16 protein-coding genes are annotated in these 15025 nt (G+C 48.2%); 8 read left to right on the top strand and 8 right to left on the bottom strand.

Annotation, left to right across the window (positions count from 1 at the left end):
- Positions 1–23 precede the first annotated feature (23 nt).
- Complete coding sequence (locus tag AAHB90_RS02635) at positions 24–617, top strand: Uma2 family endonuclease (protein ID WP_342083349.1); 594 nt, start codon at positions 24–26, stop codon at positions 615–617.
- Between the two features lies 1 nt (position 618).
- Here AAHB90_RS02635 and AAHB90_RS02630 read toward each other — a convergent pair whose 3' ends face one another.
- On the bottom strand, positions 619–1563 hold the full coding sequence (locus AAHB90_RS02630) for a bifunctional helix-turn-helix transcriptional regulator/GNAT family N-acetyltransferase (RefSeq protein ID WP_342083348.1): 945 nt from the start codon (positions 1561–1563) through the stop codon (positions 619–621).
- 116 nt (positions 1564–1679) lie between these two features.
- On the opposite strand from AAHB90_RS02630, the gene vapB reads away from it, so the two are divergent.
- Positions 1680–1895 (top strand): type II toxin-antitoxin system VapB family antitoxin, encoded by a 216-nt coding sequence (gene vapB, locus AAHB90_RS02625; RefSeq protein WP_342083347.1) that lies wholly within the window; start codon positions 1680–1682, stop codon positions 1893–1895.
- Positions 1896–2291 (top strand): type II toxin-antitoxin system VapC family toxin, encoded by a 396-nt coding sequence (locus AAHB90_RS02620; protein ID WP_342083346.1) that lies wholly within the window; start codon positions 1896–1898, stop codon positions 2289–2291.
- A gap of 1 nt (position 2292) precedes the next feature.
- Here AAHB90_RS02620 and lpxB read toward each other — a convergent pair whose 3' ends face one another.
- On the bottom strand, positions 2293–3399 hold the full coding sequence (lpxB, locus tag AAHB90_RS02615; protein WP_342083345.1) for a lipid-A-disaccharide synthase: 1107 nt from the start codon (positions 3397–3399) through the stop codon (positions 2293–2295).
- 39 nt (positions 3400–3438) lie between these two features.
- Entirely contained in the window at positions 3439–3858 is a 420-nt protein-coding gene (locus AAHB90_RS02610) for a 6-pyruvoyl trahydropterin synthase family protein (RefSeq protein ID WP_342083344.1), read from the bottom strand.
- 177 nt (positions 3859–4035) lie between these two features.
- Here AAHB90_RS02610 and rfaD point away from each other — a divergent pair, with 177 nt between their 5' ends.
- The 3 genes from rfaD to AAHB90_RS02595 all read left to right on the top strand — a co-directional run bounded on the left by rfaD (position 4036) and on the right by AAHB90_RS02595 (position 9023).
- Complete coding sequence (gene rfaD, locus AAHB90_RS02605; RefSeq protein WP_342083343.1) at positions 4036–5001, top strand: ADP-glyceromanno-heptose 6-epimerase; 966 nt, start codon at positions 4036–4038, stop codon at positions 4999–5001.
- 203 nt (positions 5002–5204) lie between these two features.
- Positions 5205–6650 (top strand): Fe-S cluster assembly protein SufB, encoded by a 1446-nt coding sequence (gene sufB, locus AAHB90_RS02600; RefSeq protein ID WP_342083342.1) that lies wholly within the window; start codon positions 5205–5207, stop codon positions 6648–6650.
- A 99-nt stretch (positions 6651–6749) separates the two neighbouring features.
- Positions 6750–9023, top strand: coding sequence for a cation:proton antiporter domain-containing protein (locus AAHB90_RS02595; protein ID WP_342083341.1), 2274 nt, complete (start codon positions 6750–6752; stop codon positions 9021–9023).
- Here the strand turns inward: AAHB90_RS02595 and AAHB90_RS02590 are convergent.
- Positions 9013–9909 (bottom strand): 1-aminocyclopropane-1-carboxylate deaminase/D-cysteine desulfhydrase, encoded by an 897-nt coding sequence (locus tag AAHB90_RS02590; protein ID WP_342083340.1) that lies wholly within the window; start codon positions 9907–9909, stop codon positions 9013–9015. The two genes, AAHB90_RS02595 and AAHB90_RS02590, sit on opposite strands and share 11 nt — an antisense overlap.
- 38 nt (positions 9910–9947) lie before the next feature.
- Between AAHB90_RS02590 and AAHB90_RS02585 the strand changes: the two genes are divergently transcribed.
- Together AAHB90_RS02585 and AAHB90_RS02580 are read left to right on the top strand one after the other, a co-directional pair.
- Positions 9948–10979, top strand: coding sequence for an RluA family pseudouridine synthase (locus AAHB90_RS02585; RefSeq protein ID WP_342083339.1), 1032 nt, complete (start codon positions 9948–9950; stop codon positions 10977–10979).
- 51 nt (positions 10980–11030) lie between these two features.
- Complete coding sequence (locus tag AAHB90_RS02580) at positions 11031–11474, top strand: GNAT family N-acetyltransferase (protein ID WP_342083338.1); 444 nt, start codon at positions 11031–11033, stop codon at positions 11472–11474.
- A 34-nt stretch (positions 11475–11508) separates the two neighbouring features.
- Here AAHB90_RS02580 and trmD read toward each other — a convergent pair whose 3' ends face one another.
- The 4 genes from trmD to AAHB90_RS02560 all read right to left on the bottom strand — a co-directional run bounded on the left by trmD (position 11509) and on the right by AAHB90_RS02560 (position 14982).
- Complete coding sequence (trmD, locus tag AAHB90_RS02575) at positions 11509–12183, bottom strand: tRNA (guanosine(37)-N1)-methyltransferase TrmD (RefSeq protein ID WP_342083976.1); 675 nt, start codon at positions 12181–12183, stop codon at positions 11509–11511.
- Positions 12173–12733, bottom strand: a complete 561-nt coding sequence (gene rimM / locus AAHB90_RS02570) for a ribosome maturation factor RimM (RefSeq protein ID WP_342083337.1) — start codon at positions 12731–12733, stop codon at positions 12173–12175. The genes trmD and rimM overlap by 11 nt, the downstream gene beginning before the upstream one ends.
- A gap of 91 nt (positions 12734–12824) precedes the next feature.
- The gene (locus tag AAHB90_RS02565; protein WP_342083336.1) at positions 12825–13430 is read right to left on the bottom strand and encodes a 30S ribosomal protein S16; all 606 of its coding nucleotides are present in this window, start codon (positions 13428–13430) and stop codon (positions 12825–12827) included.
- Positions 13431–13569: 139 nt separating this feature from the next.
- Positions 13570–14982 (bottom strand): OmpA family protein, encoded by a 1413-nt coding sequence (locus tag AAHB90_RS02560; protein WP_342083335.1) that lies wholly within the window; start codon positions 14980–14982, stop codon positions 13570–13572.
- Positions 14983–15025: the final 43 nt, after the last annotated feature.

The following is a 15025-nucleotide window of genomic DNA, read 5'->3' as shown; positions in this document are numbered from 1 at the left end:
ATTTTTACTCAAAACAACATACTATGACCGGAATCGTAACCGACATCACCCAACTCGACCTGAACGGCACTTATACTTATGCCGATTACTTGCTTTGGCAATTCCAGGAGCGTGTGGAGTTGATTAAAGGGAAAATTTTTGAAATGTCGCCTGCGCCGAGTACGCGGCATCAAAAAATTTCGGGAAACTTGTACGTTGAAATACGGGCGCTTTTCAAAAATCACTATTGTCAGGTCTTCTTTGCTCCATTTGACGTTCGTTTACCTAAAAAGGGCCAAAGTGTAACCGATCAGAAGATATACACGGTCGTTCAGCCAGACTTATGTATCATTTGTGACGAATCCAAGCTCGACGATCGCGGCTGCCTGGGAGCGCCGGATTTGATTGTGGAAATCCTCTCACCAGGGAATTCTAAGGTTGAAATGTCTAATAAATTCGAGCTGTACCAGGAATCGGGCGTCCGCGAATATTGGCTCGTAGAACCGTCGCAGAATGCAGTTTTAGTTTACGTGCTGGCCGACCATGGCAAATACATTGGCCTCCCACCTGCGGTCAACGTGTTGAAATCGACCATTTTCCCTGAACTGGAAATTGATCTGAAACAGATATTCAGTTGATTCAAACCAGTTCCAACTCCATCTTAATATCGGCCCGTTTGAAATTGTGGCCTGTAAGCGGCACTTCGACGAATCCCAGCTTTTTATAAAGGTTAATGCCTGCCGCCGAACCTTTTCGGTTGGAATAGAGGATCACTTTCTTCGCACCCAACTCCCTCGCCTTTCCCAAGACCGCATTACCGAGCAATTCTCCAAGCTTTTTGCCCCGCATGCTTTTTGAAACGGTCATTTTGCTCATTTCAACCGTGTCACCGTTCCGCTTCAATGCACAGGTACCGACCGGTTCATCGCCATATAAAGCGATGAGGATCGCGCCGCCATCTTTGAGGTAGTAAGTTTCGGGATCGGAAAGTGTCTTCTCATCCTCCGGCTCTACCTCGTAAGTATCAGATATCCAGGCGTAGTTCAGATCGTAAAAAGCCTGCGCATACTCCGGTCGATAATCTACAATGCGCACTGCCGCAGTGGTTTCCTGTTGTTCCATTCGTTTATAACGTTCAAAAAATCCTTCTTTTTTCAATTGATATTCGGCTTCGTTCATGGCGTGCAGAAGGTTATTGGCATTATCGATGATGTCTTCCGCGGTTTTCCGGATCTTCTCCCAAACGGGCTGCATTTGCTCTACGAGTACTTTCGCCTTTTCAGAAAGTCGCACCGTCCGCTTCCGTGTATCACGTTCATCTTTAGATGACTCTATCAATCCCTCGTTTTCGAGTTCTTTCAACAGACTAATCGTCGAAGGATGCGCATAACCGATTTCCTCTGAAAGCTCCATGATCCCAAGCGCTCCCTTTACGTGCAGCGCATAAATAATCGGAAACCACTTCGGCTCGAAGGTTATGCCATTATGCTGATAAATGAGCACGCCATCCTTTCTAAACTGATCGCTCAGGCGCTGTAAACGGGTTGAAATGGCAAGGGCCCCTACCTCATCGAAGATGTTCATTTGGGTCGTGTTCTAATTTAGGTTTAAATATACGTAGATGACTACGTAATTAGCAAACGGTAGAGCCGTTTTGTCCCATTTTTTGTTTTTGGTAAATTTGACAAAAACAAAAGGCTATGGACACACAGGCAATTATCTCCAACATCGAGCAGCTTCCAGAAAAATGGCAACAAGAAGCTGCCCGTTACATTTCCTCGCTAAAACAACTTTATGCTGAGCAGCCGAAGCCTGCGGAAAACCTACCGCCACGCCAATTCGGGCTTCACAAGGGAAAGTACATCATGGCCCCCGACTTCGACGAACCGTTAGAAGACTTCAAGGATTATATGTAGATGAATTATTTAATAGACACGCACACTTTTATCTGGTTCACCGAAGGTAATTCTTTGGTGGGTAGTAAAATTCGGTCCCTCATTGAAAATAGTGACAATCACGTTTATATCAGTGTGGCAAGTCTTTGGGAGATCGCAATCAAGACGTCGCTGCGAAAGCTTTCGATGTCAATGCCTTATGAGTCTGTATGCGACGATCTAGTGAGACTTCGCATAGAATTGCTGCCCATTAAATTCGAGCACACCGCATTGGTGAACAGGCTTCCGTTCTACCATAGAGACCCATTCGATCGGATGATCGTAGCGCAAGCAGTTTGCGAAAATCTTGATTTGCTTAGTTGCGACGATAAACTAGATAAATATTTTTCCCACAGCCATCAAAAACGGCTTTGGTAGCTTAATTTAAATACTTCACAATCAAGGCCCCCGTCCGTTCAGAAGCCCCTGCTCCGCCAACTAACTCCCCTAAACGCTCGTAATCCCTCATTTGCTGCGCGTGCTTGCCGCCGCCGGACATGATCCGTTTCAGTTCAGAGACGAGATTTTCTTCATTCAATTCGTCCTGGATCAACTCCCTGACTGCCTCTTTTTCCAGGATCAGATTTACCAGTGAAATAAACGGAATTCGGATCAGGCGCTTGGCTAATGCGTAGGAAATAGCACTGGTGCGGTAACATACCACTTCCGGCACTTTGAAGAGTGCCGTTTCCAATGTAGCGGTGCCCGAAGTCACGAGCGCAGCGTCGGCAATTGAAAGTAAATCATAGGTGCTTTCATAGACGATGATAGCTTTGCCGCTGGATAAATACTGATCATACAACGTAGAAGGCAAATTCTTTACGCCTGCGATCACGTATTGGTAGCCGGGGAAATGCTTTTGCGTGGTGAGCATCGTATCAAGCATGCCGATGACTTCCTGTTTCCGGCTGCCGGGAAGTAATGCGATGATCGGACGATCGTCGAGGTGATGCCTTCGGCGAAAATCCGGATCGGGCCGGAATGCCGCGATGGCATCCATGAGCGGGTTGCCAACGTAGTCGACATTGTAATCGTATTTTTTGTAAAAATCTACTTCGAAAGGGAAGATCACAAACATGTGGTCTACATTGGCCTTGATCTTCCAGGCTCTCTTCTGGTTCCACGCCCACACCTTAGGTGAAATGTAGTAGAATACTTTCAGCCCTTTCGACTTCGCAAACGAAGCAATGCGAAGGTTAAAACCGGGGTAATCGATCAGTATCAGCGCATCGGGCTGGTATTCGAGAACGTCGGCCTTGCACTTTTTGAGAAAACCGGTGATCGTCCGCAGGTTCATCACTACTTCCAGGAAACCCATAAACGCGGTATCCTTGTAATGCGTAACGAGCTGCATACCCTCCGCCTCCATCATGTCGCCGCCCCAACCCCTGAACGCCGCATCTGGATCATTCGCCCGAATGCCTTTGATCAGATTAGAGCCATGGAGGTCTCCCGAACGTTCGCCCGCGATGAGATAATACTTCATAGGCAATCAGCGTACGGGGGCCGACGGTCGGCGATTGGTTTACTCACCATAATACTCTACAAAGTTCTTAGGCGTCTCAATCAGCTTGATATAGTGCAGTTTCGCACCGGGCGCCGCCTGCGCGATAGCCGGTTCGAGGATATTCCAGATTTCCATGACGAATATTTCGCAGGACGCCATTTTCCCCTGCATAAAGTCGACGTCGAGGTTCAGGTTTTTATGATCCACCTTGTCGACGACCTGCTCTTTCATAACGTCACCCAGCACTTTCAGGTCGATCACGAACCCCGTATCCGGATCGGGCTTGCCTTTTACTGTAACAATCAGCTCAAAATTATGTCCATGCCAGTTGTTGTTGGCACAGGGGCCAAACACTTCCTGGTTTTTCTCGTCAGTCCACGCCGGATTGTAGAGTCGGTGTGCCGCATTGAAATGCTCTTTTCTTGTTACGTAAATCATAAAACTTCCTGCCACTTGATAATTCTGGTGCAAAATTACACCTTGTATCCGTAGTTTTGTTTGTTAACAAGAGGATAACTAAAAAAAATCCTATTTCACACTTAAAATTTAAGAGTAGATCGGCGCGCTCCGCTGCTCTTATCTGGCATTCTTTTTACCGTTAAACAAATAATCTCGATGATTATCGTAACAGGAGCAGCCGGCTTTATTGGCAGCGGGCTTATCAGCCGCCTCAATCAAGACGGCTTCAAAAACATTATTGCAGTGGATGATTTTTCCAAAATCGAGAAGGCTGAAAACCTCGAAGGAAAGATTATCAAGGAAAAAGTAGAAAGGAATGCACTTTTCGAATGGCTGGATGCCAACCACCGCGACGTCGAATTTATTTTCCACATCGGCGCACGAACCGACACCACAGAATTCGACAAGGAAATTTTTGATGAACTGAATGTAAATTATTCCAAAGGCATTTGGGAGAAATGCGTAGCATATCAGATCCCGCTCGTATACGCGTCGTCTGCGGCCACATACGGATTGGGTGAGCACGGGTACGACGATAATGAGTCGACGATCGGACAACTGAAACCGCTAAATCCATACGGCGACTCCAAAAACGAGTTCGATAAATGGGCATTGGTACAGGAGAAAAAACCGTTTTTCTGGGCTGGTCTCAAATTCTTCAATGTTTACGGACCCAACGAATACCATAAAGGCCGAATGGCATCGGTGATTTTCCATGCTTATAATCAGATCAAGGCAACGGATAAAATGAAGCTTTTCCGCTCTCATAACCCGGATTTCAAGGATGGTGAACAAATGCGCGACTTCATTTATGTAAAAGACCTGATCGATGTCTGCATATTCTTCATGCACCACCGAAAAAATTCGGGAATCTATAACCTGGGTAGCGGTCGCGCAAGGACATTCAAGGACCTGGTAACGAATACTTTCCTGGCGATGGGCAAAACACCGGACATCTCGTTTATAGATACCCCGGCAGACATTCGCGACAAATACCAATATTTCACGCAGGCCAATATGAGCAAGTTGCGCTCCATCGGATATACCCGTCCGTTCAGCAGCCTGGAAGAGGGCATTGACGACTATGTAAAGAATTACCTGTCGTCCCAAGCCTATTTATAAGGCTTTTCGCCATTCAGATTACCAGAGAGACCTGCCAGGCCACATTCCCGGTGGGTCTCTTTTGTTTTGATCGGTAGAAAACCTATTTCCACCGCCAGCTACCTAATCTCCACAATTTTCCGTATTTTTGACCCTCTGATTAAACTCAATCCCACTTCTCTGTGTTAGCATAATACCAACCAGAGTGTGACATTATTACGACTATGAGCAAAGAAGAAGAATTGTTGGAGGAAATCACCAGTTCGGAATACAAATACGGCTTTGTGACTGATATTGAAGCAGATGAAGCTCCCGCGGGCCTTAATGATGATATCGTCAGGTTTATCTCTGCCAAAAAGAATGAACCGGAATGGATGCTGCAATGGCGCCTGAAAGCGTACCACTTGTGGTTGACCATGGAAGAGCCTAAATGGCCGAACGTGCATTATCCGCCCATCGAATTCCAGTCTATCAAATATTACTCCGCCCCAAAGAAGAAGAAGGCGATAGAAAGCATAGATGATATCGATCCCGAATTGCGTAATACTTTCGAAAGGCTGGGGATTTCTTTGAATGAGCAGAAAAGGATTTCCGGCATCGCGGTCGACGCGGTAATGGACTCTGAATCGGTTTTCACTACTTTCAAGGATACACTTCGGGAAAAGGGCATCATTTTCTGCTCGATCAGCGAGGCGATTCGTGAGCATCCCGAGCTCGTTAAAAAATACCTGGGATCGGTAGTTCCGCCGAAGGATAACTACTATGCTGCATTGAACTCAGCGGTTTTCTCAGACGGATCTTTTGTATACATCCCGAAAGGCGTTCGTTGCCCGATGGAGCTTTCGACATATTTCCGTATCAATGCGGCGGGGACAGGCCAGTTCGAAAGAACGCTGATCATCGGTGACGTAGACAGCCATGTTAGCTACCTCGAAGGCTGTACAGCCCCGATGCGTGATGAAAACCAGCTGCACGCAGCGGTAGTTGAAATCTTCGCCCACGACAATGCGAATGTAAAATACTCCACCGTACAGAATTGGTACCCAGGCGATAAGGACGGAAAAGGAGGTATTTATAACTTTGTAACAAAACGCGGTCTTTGCGACGGACCCAATTCCAAAATCTCCTGGACACAGGTTGAAACCGGTTCGGCGATTACCTGGAAATACCCTTCAGTAATCCTGAAAGGCGACAACTCGATCGGTGAGTTCTATTCCGTGGCTGTTACCAATAACATGCAGCAGGCGGATACCGGAACGAAAATGATCCATATCGGCAAAAACACTAAAAGCCGGATCGTGTCGAAAGGCATCTCGGCCGGAAAAAGTCAGAATTCCTACCGCGGATTGGTTCAGGTATTCAAAAAGGCGGAAAAAGCCCGTAACTTCTCGCAATGCGACTCTCTGTTGCTGGGCGACAAATGCGGCGCGCATACTTTCCCTTACATCGAAGTGAACAACCCGTCAGCGACCGTAGAGCACGAAGCGACTACTTCAAAAATCGGTGAGGACATTCTTTTCTATTGCAACCAGCGCGGTATTCCTACCGAACAAGCAGTAGCGTTGATCGTGAATGGTTATGCTAAAGAAGTATTAAACCAACTTCCGATGGAATTTGCCGTTGAAGCGCAAAAGCTACTGGAAATCAGTCTGGAAGGAAGCGTGGGTTAGAATTTCCGATAAGATAAAACGCAGAAAGCCTTTGATTCGTCGAAGGCTTTTTGTATTTTATTGATCCAGGTAAATTTTGTTCCATCAACGCCACCCTTCATGACTCACGTTCCACAGCTAATCATCGACCTTTCTTTAATACTCACAATGGCGGGTATCATTACCCTCATCTTCAAGAAATTGAAGCAGCCCATTGTGTTGGGTTACATTTTGGCCGGATTGCTTGTAGGTCCTAATTTCCATTTGTTTCCCACCATTACCGACATCAAAACCATTGAAATCTGGGCGGAAATCGGCGTGATATTCCTGCTGTTCAATCTGGGTTTGGAATTTAGTTTCAAAAAACTGGTCAAGGTCGGTAACACGGCTGCTATTACCGGGCTGTTTGAGGTCTTTATGATGTTAGGAACCGGTTTCCTGACGGGCCAGCTACTCGGTTGGAGCAAGACAGACAGCCTCTTCTTAGGCGGTATTATCGCTATTTCATCCACAACCATTATTTTCCGTGCATTTGATGAGCTTGGCCTGAAAACACAAAAATTCACCCGTGTCGTAATGGGGATTCTGGTCATCGAGGACCTTACCGCCGTTTTGCTGATGGTCTTGCTTTCGACGCTCTCGCTCAGCCAGCAGTTTGCGGGATTTGAATTGATACAATCGAGCTTAAAGCTTTTCTTCTTCCTCACAATCTGGTTCCTCGGCGGCATTTTCGTGTTCCCTACCCTGCTGCGGCGTTACCGGCACCTGATGAACGACGAAAGTGTATTGATCACCTCCGTTGCATTATGCTTTGGAATGGTATTTCTGGTAACACAAGCAGGTTTTTCCGCCGCATTGGGCGCATTTATCATGGGCTCCATTCTTGCCGAAACCACGCACGCAGAGAAAATCGAGCATTTACTCAAACCGGTCAAGGACCTTTTCGGGGCGGTCTTCTTCATCTCGGTAGGTATGTTGATTAACCCCGGGCTCCTGCTCGACTATGCAGCTCCGACGGCAATACTGGTGCTGGTCGTTATAGTGGGCAAAACCACATTTGTCACGCTGGGTGCGGTTATTTCCGGCCAACCGCTGAAAAAGTCACTGCAATCGGGCATGAGTTTGTCGCAAATCGGCGAATTCTCCTTCATTATTGCCAACCTGGGCCTTTCCCTGAAAGTTACCAGCGGGTTCCTATACCCGGTCGCAGTCGGAGTTTCAGTTATCACGACATTTGCCACACCTTACATGATGAAGGCTTCCGAGCCCCTTTACGAATGGCTTGATAAGCGTCTTCCTGAAAAATGGCGGCTATACCTGAACCGGTACAGCACCAGTACTGAAACCATCGTGCACACCACGCAATGGAACCAAATCCTCAAATCCTACGCTCAAACGGTGATTTTGAACTCGGTGGTAGTAGTCGGGATTATACTTGCCTCGTCCCGCCAGCTGGCTGAGCAACTTCACACACGCGTACCCGAAACATTTATCACCAATTCGGCACTTTTTGCGATTACCTTCCTGTTGATATCCCCGTTCCTGTGGGCGCTGGTATTTAAACGGGGCAACCGGAAGGCCTATTCGGCCCTTTGGCTGAGTCGCAAATACAGCCGCGGGCCATTGCTGCTGCTTGAACTTTCGCGGGTCGTCATCGCGATCCTGCTGATGGCCTTCCTGCTCAATTCTTTCTTCTCGACCCAAACCGCATTCATCGTAGCGGGCGGCATTATGGTACTGGGCTTCGCGGTTTTTTACCAAAGGCTTCAACAGTTTTATCACAAAATCGAAGACCGGTTCCTGCAAAACCTCAATGCACGCCAACTGGAAGGAAGTGGTAAATCCAAAAAGATTTTACTACCCTGGGATGCGCATTTTGCATTCCTCGAAGTGAGCGCCGATTCCAATATGATCGGAAAGAGCTTGCAGGAGCTCAAAATTCGGGAAGCTTTTGGTATCAATGTCGTACTCATCGAGCGCGGTAGTAAGACGATCCATTTGCCACGTCCCACAGAAGTGCTGTATCCCTGCGACCGCATCGAGGTAATCGGCACGGACGATCAGCTGGATGTGTTCAGAAGCCATATCGAAGTGAGTACGAATGGCGACGTGTATATGGCCCATGAGGACAGCATCGTACTCGAACGCGTAGAGGTGAGGACGCAGCACAATATCCGTGGCAAAACGATCCGGGACAGTCAGATCCGGGAAATGACGCACGGCATGATCGTCGGCCTGGAAAGGAACGGCGAGCGCATTCTGAACCCGGACTCTTCGATGGTGATTGAAAACCAGGACGTGCTCTGGATCGCCGGCGACAGGGAGCTTATCAAGGAGTTTATGGCGAACAAACCCGCTAACAGCGAGGAAGAAATCGAGGTCACTACATCTTGATCAAGCCCTGTAACCCACCGGTGTGCACGGCGACTATCGTTGTTCCTGCTTTGAAATAGCCTTTTTTAATGAGGTCAAAAAGGCCGTAAAACATCTTGGCGGTGTACACCTGCTCCAACGGGATATCAAATTCGGCCTGAAAATTCTGTATGAATGCCAGCAACTCATTGTTCCATTTGGCATAACCGCCGAAATGGTAGTCTGTTAGCAAGGTCAGGCTTCCAGGCTGTTGGCACTCATTCAGAAGCTGACGAATGTCGCCAGCAAGGAAATCGCCGCCTTTTAATGCGGAAAAGGCCAACACATCCGCTCCGGTGGAAAGAATCCCTGCCGCGGTACCGCCAGTCCCAGCGGCGGTGGCGAAGAAGTCCGGTGTCATGTCCAACTGATTCCGAACTTCATCCACCATTTCGGCCACGCCTTTCAGTGCAAGCCTGGTGGTACCTCCCTCGGGAATCAAATACGGATTTCCAAATTGCTCAGAAACCCGTTTGAGATAATCTTCCGAATAACGCAGCCGGTACTCTTCCCTGGTTACGAAATGAAGCGTCATTTCCTGCTCACGACAGAATTGCAGGGTCGCATTTTTCCTGGTTTCCAGTTCCAGGCCTCTGACAATGCCTATCGTTTTCAGGCCCAGGGCTTTTCCGGCTGCGGCTGTTGCATACAAATGGTTGGAATAGGCCCCGCCAAAGGTTAGTACCGCCTTTTCACCGTTGGTCTTTGCTTCGAGTAAATCGTATTTCAGTTTCCGCCATTTGTTACCAGAAACGGTCGGGTGGATTAAGTCATCGCGTTTGATATACAACTGAACACCTGCGCGCTCAATGACCGCATTTGAAAGCTGTTGCAGGGGCGTAGGTATCGACGGCCTTAGTAAATCCACTTATTTTGATAATTTTGTTGATAGTAACTCTAAAAATAATGTCCGAAGATACCGTTGAAATTGCCTCGGAAGAGGATGATTTATTTGAACATTACCGCATTGTCGCCGACAAAGGCCAAAGCCTGATGCGGCTCGATAAATTCCTGAATCTTCACGTAGCCAACGCTTCCAGGACAAAAATACAAAACGGCATTGAAGCTGAGGCGGTAAAGGTAAACGGCCAGCCGACGAAGGCCAGTTACAAGGTCAAGCCATTTGACGTTATCACGCTTTCGCTCCCGGAGCCACCGCGCGACACCGAGATTGTGCCTGAAAATATTCCGCTGAATATCGTGTACGAGGACGATGTGCTGATGATCATCAATAAACCGGCGGGGATGGTAGTACATCCGGCCTACGGCAACTGGACCGGAACATTGATCAATGGCTTGGTGTACCATTTCCAGCAGCTTCCCACCGGCCGGAACGGTGAAGGCCGCCCGGGACTCGTTCACCGGATCGATAAGGACACCTCGGGCCTGCTTGTCATCGCGAAAACTGAATTTGCAATGACTTTCCTGGCAAGCCAATTCGCCGATCACTCTATCGAACGAACTTATCATGCATTGATTTGGGGGGAACCCAAAGTCGAAAAAGGCACCATTACAGGCCACGTCGGACGTAGCGTGCGCGACAGGCGTGTGATGGACGTATTCGTGGACGGGAGCCAGGGCAAGCGCGCCGTGACGCATTACGAAGTGATCAAACGGTTTCGATATGTTTCGCTCATCAAATGCAACCTTGAAACCGGTCGCACGCACCAGATACGGGCGCACATGAAGCATATCGGCCACCCGATTTTCAATGACACGATGTACGGAGGCGACAAAATCCTCCGCGGCAGTTCGAGCGGCAGTTACAAGGCAATGGTCGAAAACGGGTTCGGTCTCATTCCCGGCCAGGCGTTGCATGCTAAATCCCTTGGTTTTATCCACCCCACAACCCGCCAATGGATCCAATTCGACACCGATCTGCCCGAAAACTTCCAGGCTATCCTCGAAAAGTGGGAAAACTATGTGAACTCTCAGTAGGAAATAGTATATTCTCGATTCTTAACCTTTGTAATCAATAAAACGCTTATCATGAATATCTCGACCAGGCAGGGGACAGCGGAGGATATACCCGCAATTTTTGAATTGGTGAAAGAGCTTGCGATCTACGAAAGAGCATTGAACCAGGTGACCAATAATGTCGATAAAATGACCCGTGATTACCACGACAAGCTTTATGACTTTTTCGTCGCCGAAGTGGATTCGAAGATCATCGGGCTTTGTTTATACTACTACCGCTATTCTACCTGGAAGGGAAAGCGGCTTTATATGGAGGATATTATCGTGACGGAATCGATGCGCGGTAACGGGATCGGCAAGATCCTTTTTGACGCAACGGTCGTCGCTGCGAAAAATGTGGGTTGTACGGGAATGATGTGGCAGGTGCTCGACTGGAATACGTCAGCCGTGAATTTTTACCGCAAATATGGTACCAATTTCGATAACGAATGGATCAACTGTAACCTGGATTTTTAAGCATTTCAGGTATGATATAAAGGCCGGCCCGTTGTCATTGCAACAGGTCCGGCCTTCTTTCTTTGGTTCTTTTGAGCGACTGCTCGTAGCGCCATTCGTCGATATTCGCTTCGTGCCCCGACATTAGGATTTCCGGTACTTTATGGCCTTCAAAATCGGCCGGGCGGGAATATACCGGCGGTGCCAGGAGATTGTCCTGAAATGAGTCCGTTAATGCAGAAGTTTCATCGTTCAGCACACCTGGGATAAGGCGGATAATAGCGTCCGAAAGCACGGCAGCCGCCAACTCTCCACCCGAGAGCACATAGTCGCCAATGCTGATTTCTTTTGTTACAAACAAATCGCGGACGCGCTGATCCACACCCTTGTAATGCCCGCAGAGCATCATGAGATTGCCCTTTAGCGAAAGCTGATTCACCATTCGCTGCTGCATTTGCTCGCCATCCGGCGTGAGGTAAATGATTTCGTCGTATTCCCGCTCGCTTTGCAACGCACGGATACAGCGCGCGATCGGCTCGATCTGCAACACCATCCCTGCCCCGCCACCGAATGCGTAATCGTCGATCGTTCGGTGCTTATTGGTCGAATAATCGCGAATGTCATGGATAATGACCTCTACGTGGTTTGCCTGCTGCGCCCGTTTCAGTATCGAATGCGCAAAAAAGCTATCGAGCAGGTTAGGGACACAGGTCAAAATATCAATCCGCATCATCGGGAATGCTTTCTGATGAATTATCGAGATAAACTTCCAATAGGCCTTCCGGCAGGTTTACCAGCAGCGTTTTAGCTGTCTTATCTGCTTTGATCACAATGTCGTTGGCAGTCGGGATCAACACTTCGGAGCCTTCGTAATCCATCGCAATCAGGTCCTGGCCATTCAAGGAATACACTTCGCGCACAATACCGAGCTCCCCTTTCGTTTCGTCCACTACCCTGAAACCTTTGATCTCGTGGTAATAAAACTCGTCATCGCCAAGTTCGTTCAGTTCCTCCAGAGGCAAATAAAGCGAGCTTCCTACCAACGCCTGCGCTTTTACAATCGTGTCGACATCCTCGAAAGTGACGATCGCGTTGCTTTGCTTCTGCAAATTAATATCGTCGATGAAATAAGGTACGAGCTCGCCTTTGATCTCGACATAAACCGTTTCCAGGTCTTCATAATCGTCCGGGTAATCCACATCCAGGTAAATCACCACATTGCCGGCGGTGCCGTGGGTCCGCACGATATAGCCCAATAAATAACAGTTGTCCTGTGTCATTTGCGGGAATTAATATTTTGGTTCTGTATAAAACAATATGAGTCTGTGCGGAATACCGACAGACCCATAATGCATGTATGTAACATTGAAATTATTCTGCCGACTCTTCCGCAGGAGCTGCGGCTCCCGGAGCTGCGGCTTCCGGAGCTTCTGCTGCTGCATCCGTAGCGTCCGCAACAGTTTCGTCGGTAGCAGTTTCTTCAACCACTTCTTCGGCAGCTGGTGCTTCTTCCACAGGAGGAGCATTTTTCTTCGCGATCGCCTCAGCACGAGCGTCGTTAACTTTACGTTCAGCGTCCAGTTTCGCTTTTTTGTCAGCGTCTTTCTGCTGTGCCAAAGTATCGGCAGCAGTAGCTTTGCGGTCAGTTTTAGAACCTTTCCACTCTTCGAAACGTGAATCAGCAACTTCTTGCGTGATAGCGCCTTTCAAAACACCTACTTGCAAGTGCTTGCGAAGCAATACACCTTCATGTTGCAGGATTGAACGGGCTGTGTCAGTTGGCTGAGCACCTTTCAAAAGCCAGTCAACTGCTTTGTCTGATTCCAAAACGATGGAAGCAGGGTTGGTACCTGGATTGTAGATACCCAATTTTTCGATGAAGCGACCATCACGTGGTGCTCTGGCATCTGCGACTACGATATCATAGATCGCTTTCTTTTTGCGTCCCCGACGCGCTAATCTGATTTTAACTGCCATTTGTGAATTTGTTATGGTTGGGAACTCGTCCCGTAATTAAACAGGGTGCAAAGGTACGCAAAACTTTCCTGTTTTCAGATATGGGCAACAAAAAAGGGAGACAATTTCTCGTCTCCCTTTTTACTGTATCTCAATACTACTAGCGGCGGAAACCAGCCGGGTAAGTAGAGCGGATTGTATTGTTAGGCAGGATCTTGATCTCAACGCGACGGTTGGATTGAAGTCCTTCCACAGTTGTGTTTTCTGCGATCGGGCGATATTCACCGTAATATTCTGTGATGATACGGCTAGGATCTGTAAGACCGGCGCGAACCAGGAAGCGTTTCGCTGCATCCACACGGCGACGTGATAGTGACACGTTGTAGCTGTCGGAAGCACGGGCATCCGTGTGACCTACGAGTACGATGCGGCAGTTGGTGCGCATGTTCAGGAGCTCAACCACTTTGCTGAGTGTTTCTTTCGATGGATTGCGGATAATAGCCTTGTCGGTATCGAACTCGATGTTGCTGAACAAGGCTTCGCATTCGTCTTTCGGCAGGTTGTTTTTGATAGCGTCGCGGATGATCTTGTCGATATCCAACGCTACACCACCACCTGAAACAATGCTACCCGCAGGAGTGTTCGCTTCTTTATCGAAAAGGTCGGCTACGCCGTCACCATCGGAGTCAGTGTAAAGACGTGGGTCAACCGGCTTAGGCATATTAGCTTTCGCGATTGAATCCGCATCGTTCATGGTCGGGTTGTAAGGCACCGGGATCAACTGTTGTGGGTTAGCCCAACGCAGGTGGTAACGACCGGCAGCGGCATCGTATTTACCGTCTTTTGCTCTTACTGCATTCTTTCCAAGTTTGTAAGTAAGCGCCAATGAGAGCATACCGTAAGCATCGTTCCTAGAATCGCCTTTTGCAAACGTCCAGATTCCCTGCTGGGTTACATAGTCGCTCATATCTCCAACCGTTGCATCCAGCTTTTCTGTATTCACAAAGTTGTGCGTATAGTCGAAGCCAAGGTCGAAACGTGAGCTCAGCTCGTAATGAACTGAAAGTCCTACCGGAACTACCCATTCGCGTGTGTAAGTGGACCCGTTGCGTTCCCATTTACCAGCCGTTTTCGAGCTGGCGTCGGTGTTTGTGGAGAATTTGTCGGTAATACCTTTGGTGATGTTAGTATAGTCAACATCGGTATGATAGTAGATAATACCCCCTCCCAAATGTGCATCTACTTTCCAGCGGCGCAATTTGTTGTAACCGAGCAGCAAACGGTTCACGTTAAGTGTTCCGTCCAATGTCAGCTGAACAAACGATGGGCTGTTGAAAGTGGCGCTGTAAGTATCACCTGTCAGCGAGCTGTAGTGATTGTCTTTCGCTCCCTGAAGACGGCCATTGTAGCCTGTCAGCTGGATACCGAATAGCGGCGTCAGCTGCTTGTTCAATGAAAGCCCCCATGCACCTGTTAATTCTTCCCGGTCTCCACGCTTGAAGCCATTGTACTGGGTCAAATCTCCGAAGAATTTTGTAATACCTCCGTAACCGGTGATGGACCACGTATTCATTTTGTTTGGTCCTTCATACGTACGATTTTGAGCGTGCGTATTG

This window comes from Dyadobacter sp. OTU695 (assembly GCF_038440355.1).
Taxonomy (GTDB): Bacteria; Bacteroidota; Bacteroidia; order Cytophagales; family Spirosomataceae; genus Dyadobacter.
Note: the sequence above shows the minus strand (reverse complement) of the source record. Positions and strands in the feature narration are given on the sequence as shown.

Bases quoted from the DNA above. Each gene is read 5' to 3' on its own strand.
- AAHB90_RS02595 (WP_342083341.1), top strand. From the start codon at position 6,750: ATGACTCACGTTCCACAGCTAATCATCGACCTTTCTTTAATACTCACA.
- AAHB90_RS02560 (WP_342083335.1), bottom strand. From the start codon at position 14,982: ATGAATACGTGGTCCATCACCGGTTACGGAGGTATTACAAAATTCTTC.
- trmD (WP_342083976.1), bottom strand. From the start codon at position 12,183: ATGCGGATTGATATTTTGACCTGTGTCCCTAACCTGCTCGATAGCTTT.
- sufB (WP_342083342.1), top strand. From the start codon at position 5,205: ATGAGCAAAGAAGAAGAATTGTTGGAGGAAATCACCAGTTCGGAATAC.
- AAHB90_RS02580 (WP_342083338.1), top strand. From the start codon at position 11,031: ATGAATATCTCGACCAGGCAGGGGACAGCGGAGGATATACCCGCAATT.
- AAHB90_RS02565 (WP_342083336.1), bottom strand. From the start codon at position 13,430: ATGGCAGTTAAAATCAGATTAGCGCGTCGGGGACGCAAAAAGAAAGCG.
- AAHB90_RS02620 (WP_342083346.1), top strand. From the start codon at position 1,896: ATGAATTATTTAATAGACACGCACACTTTTATCTGGTTCACCGAAGGT.
- AAHB90_RS02630 (WP_342083348.1), bottom strand. From the start codon at position 1,563: ATGAACATCTTCGATGAGGTAGGGGCCCTTGCCATTTCAACCCGTTTA.
- AAHB90_RS02585 (WP_342083339.1), top strand. From the start codon at position 9,948: ATGTCCGAAGATACCGTTGAAATTGCCTCGGAAGAGGATGATTTATTT.
- vapB (WP_342083347.1), top strand. From the start codon at position 1,680: ATGGACACACAGGCAATTATCTCCAACATCGAGCAGCTTCCAGAAAAA.
- AAHB90_RS02610 (WP_342083344.1), bottom strand. From the start codon at position 3,858: ATGATTTACGTAACAAGAAAAGAGCATTTCAATGCGGCACACCGACTC.
- rfaD (WP_342083343.1), top strand. From the start codon at position 4,036: ATGATTATCGTAACAGGAGCAGCCGGCTTTATTGGCAGCGGGCTTATC.
- rimM (WP_342083337.1), bottom strand. From the start codon at position 12,733: ATGACACAGGACAACTGTTATTTATTGGGCTATATCGTGCGGACCCAC.
- AAHB90_RS02635 (WP_342083349.1), top strand. From the start codon at position 24: ATGACCGGAATCGTAACCGACATCACCCAACTCGACCTGAACGGCACT.
- lpxB (WP_342083345.1), bottom strand. From the start codon at position 3,399: ATGAAGTATTATCTCATCGCGGGCGAACGTTCGGGAGACCTCCATGGC.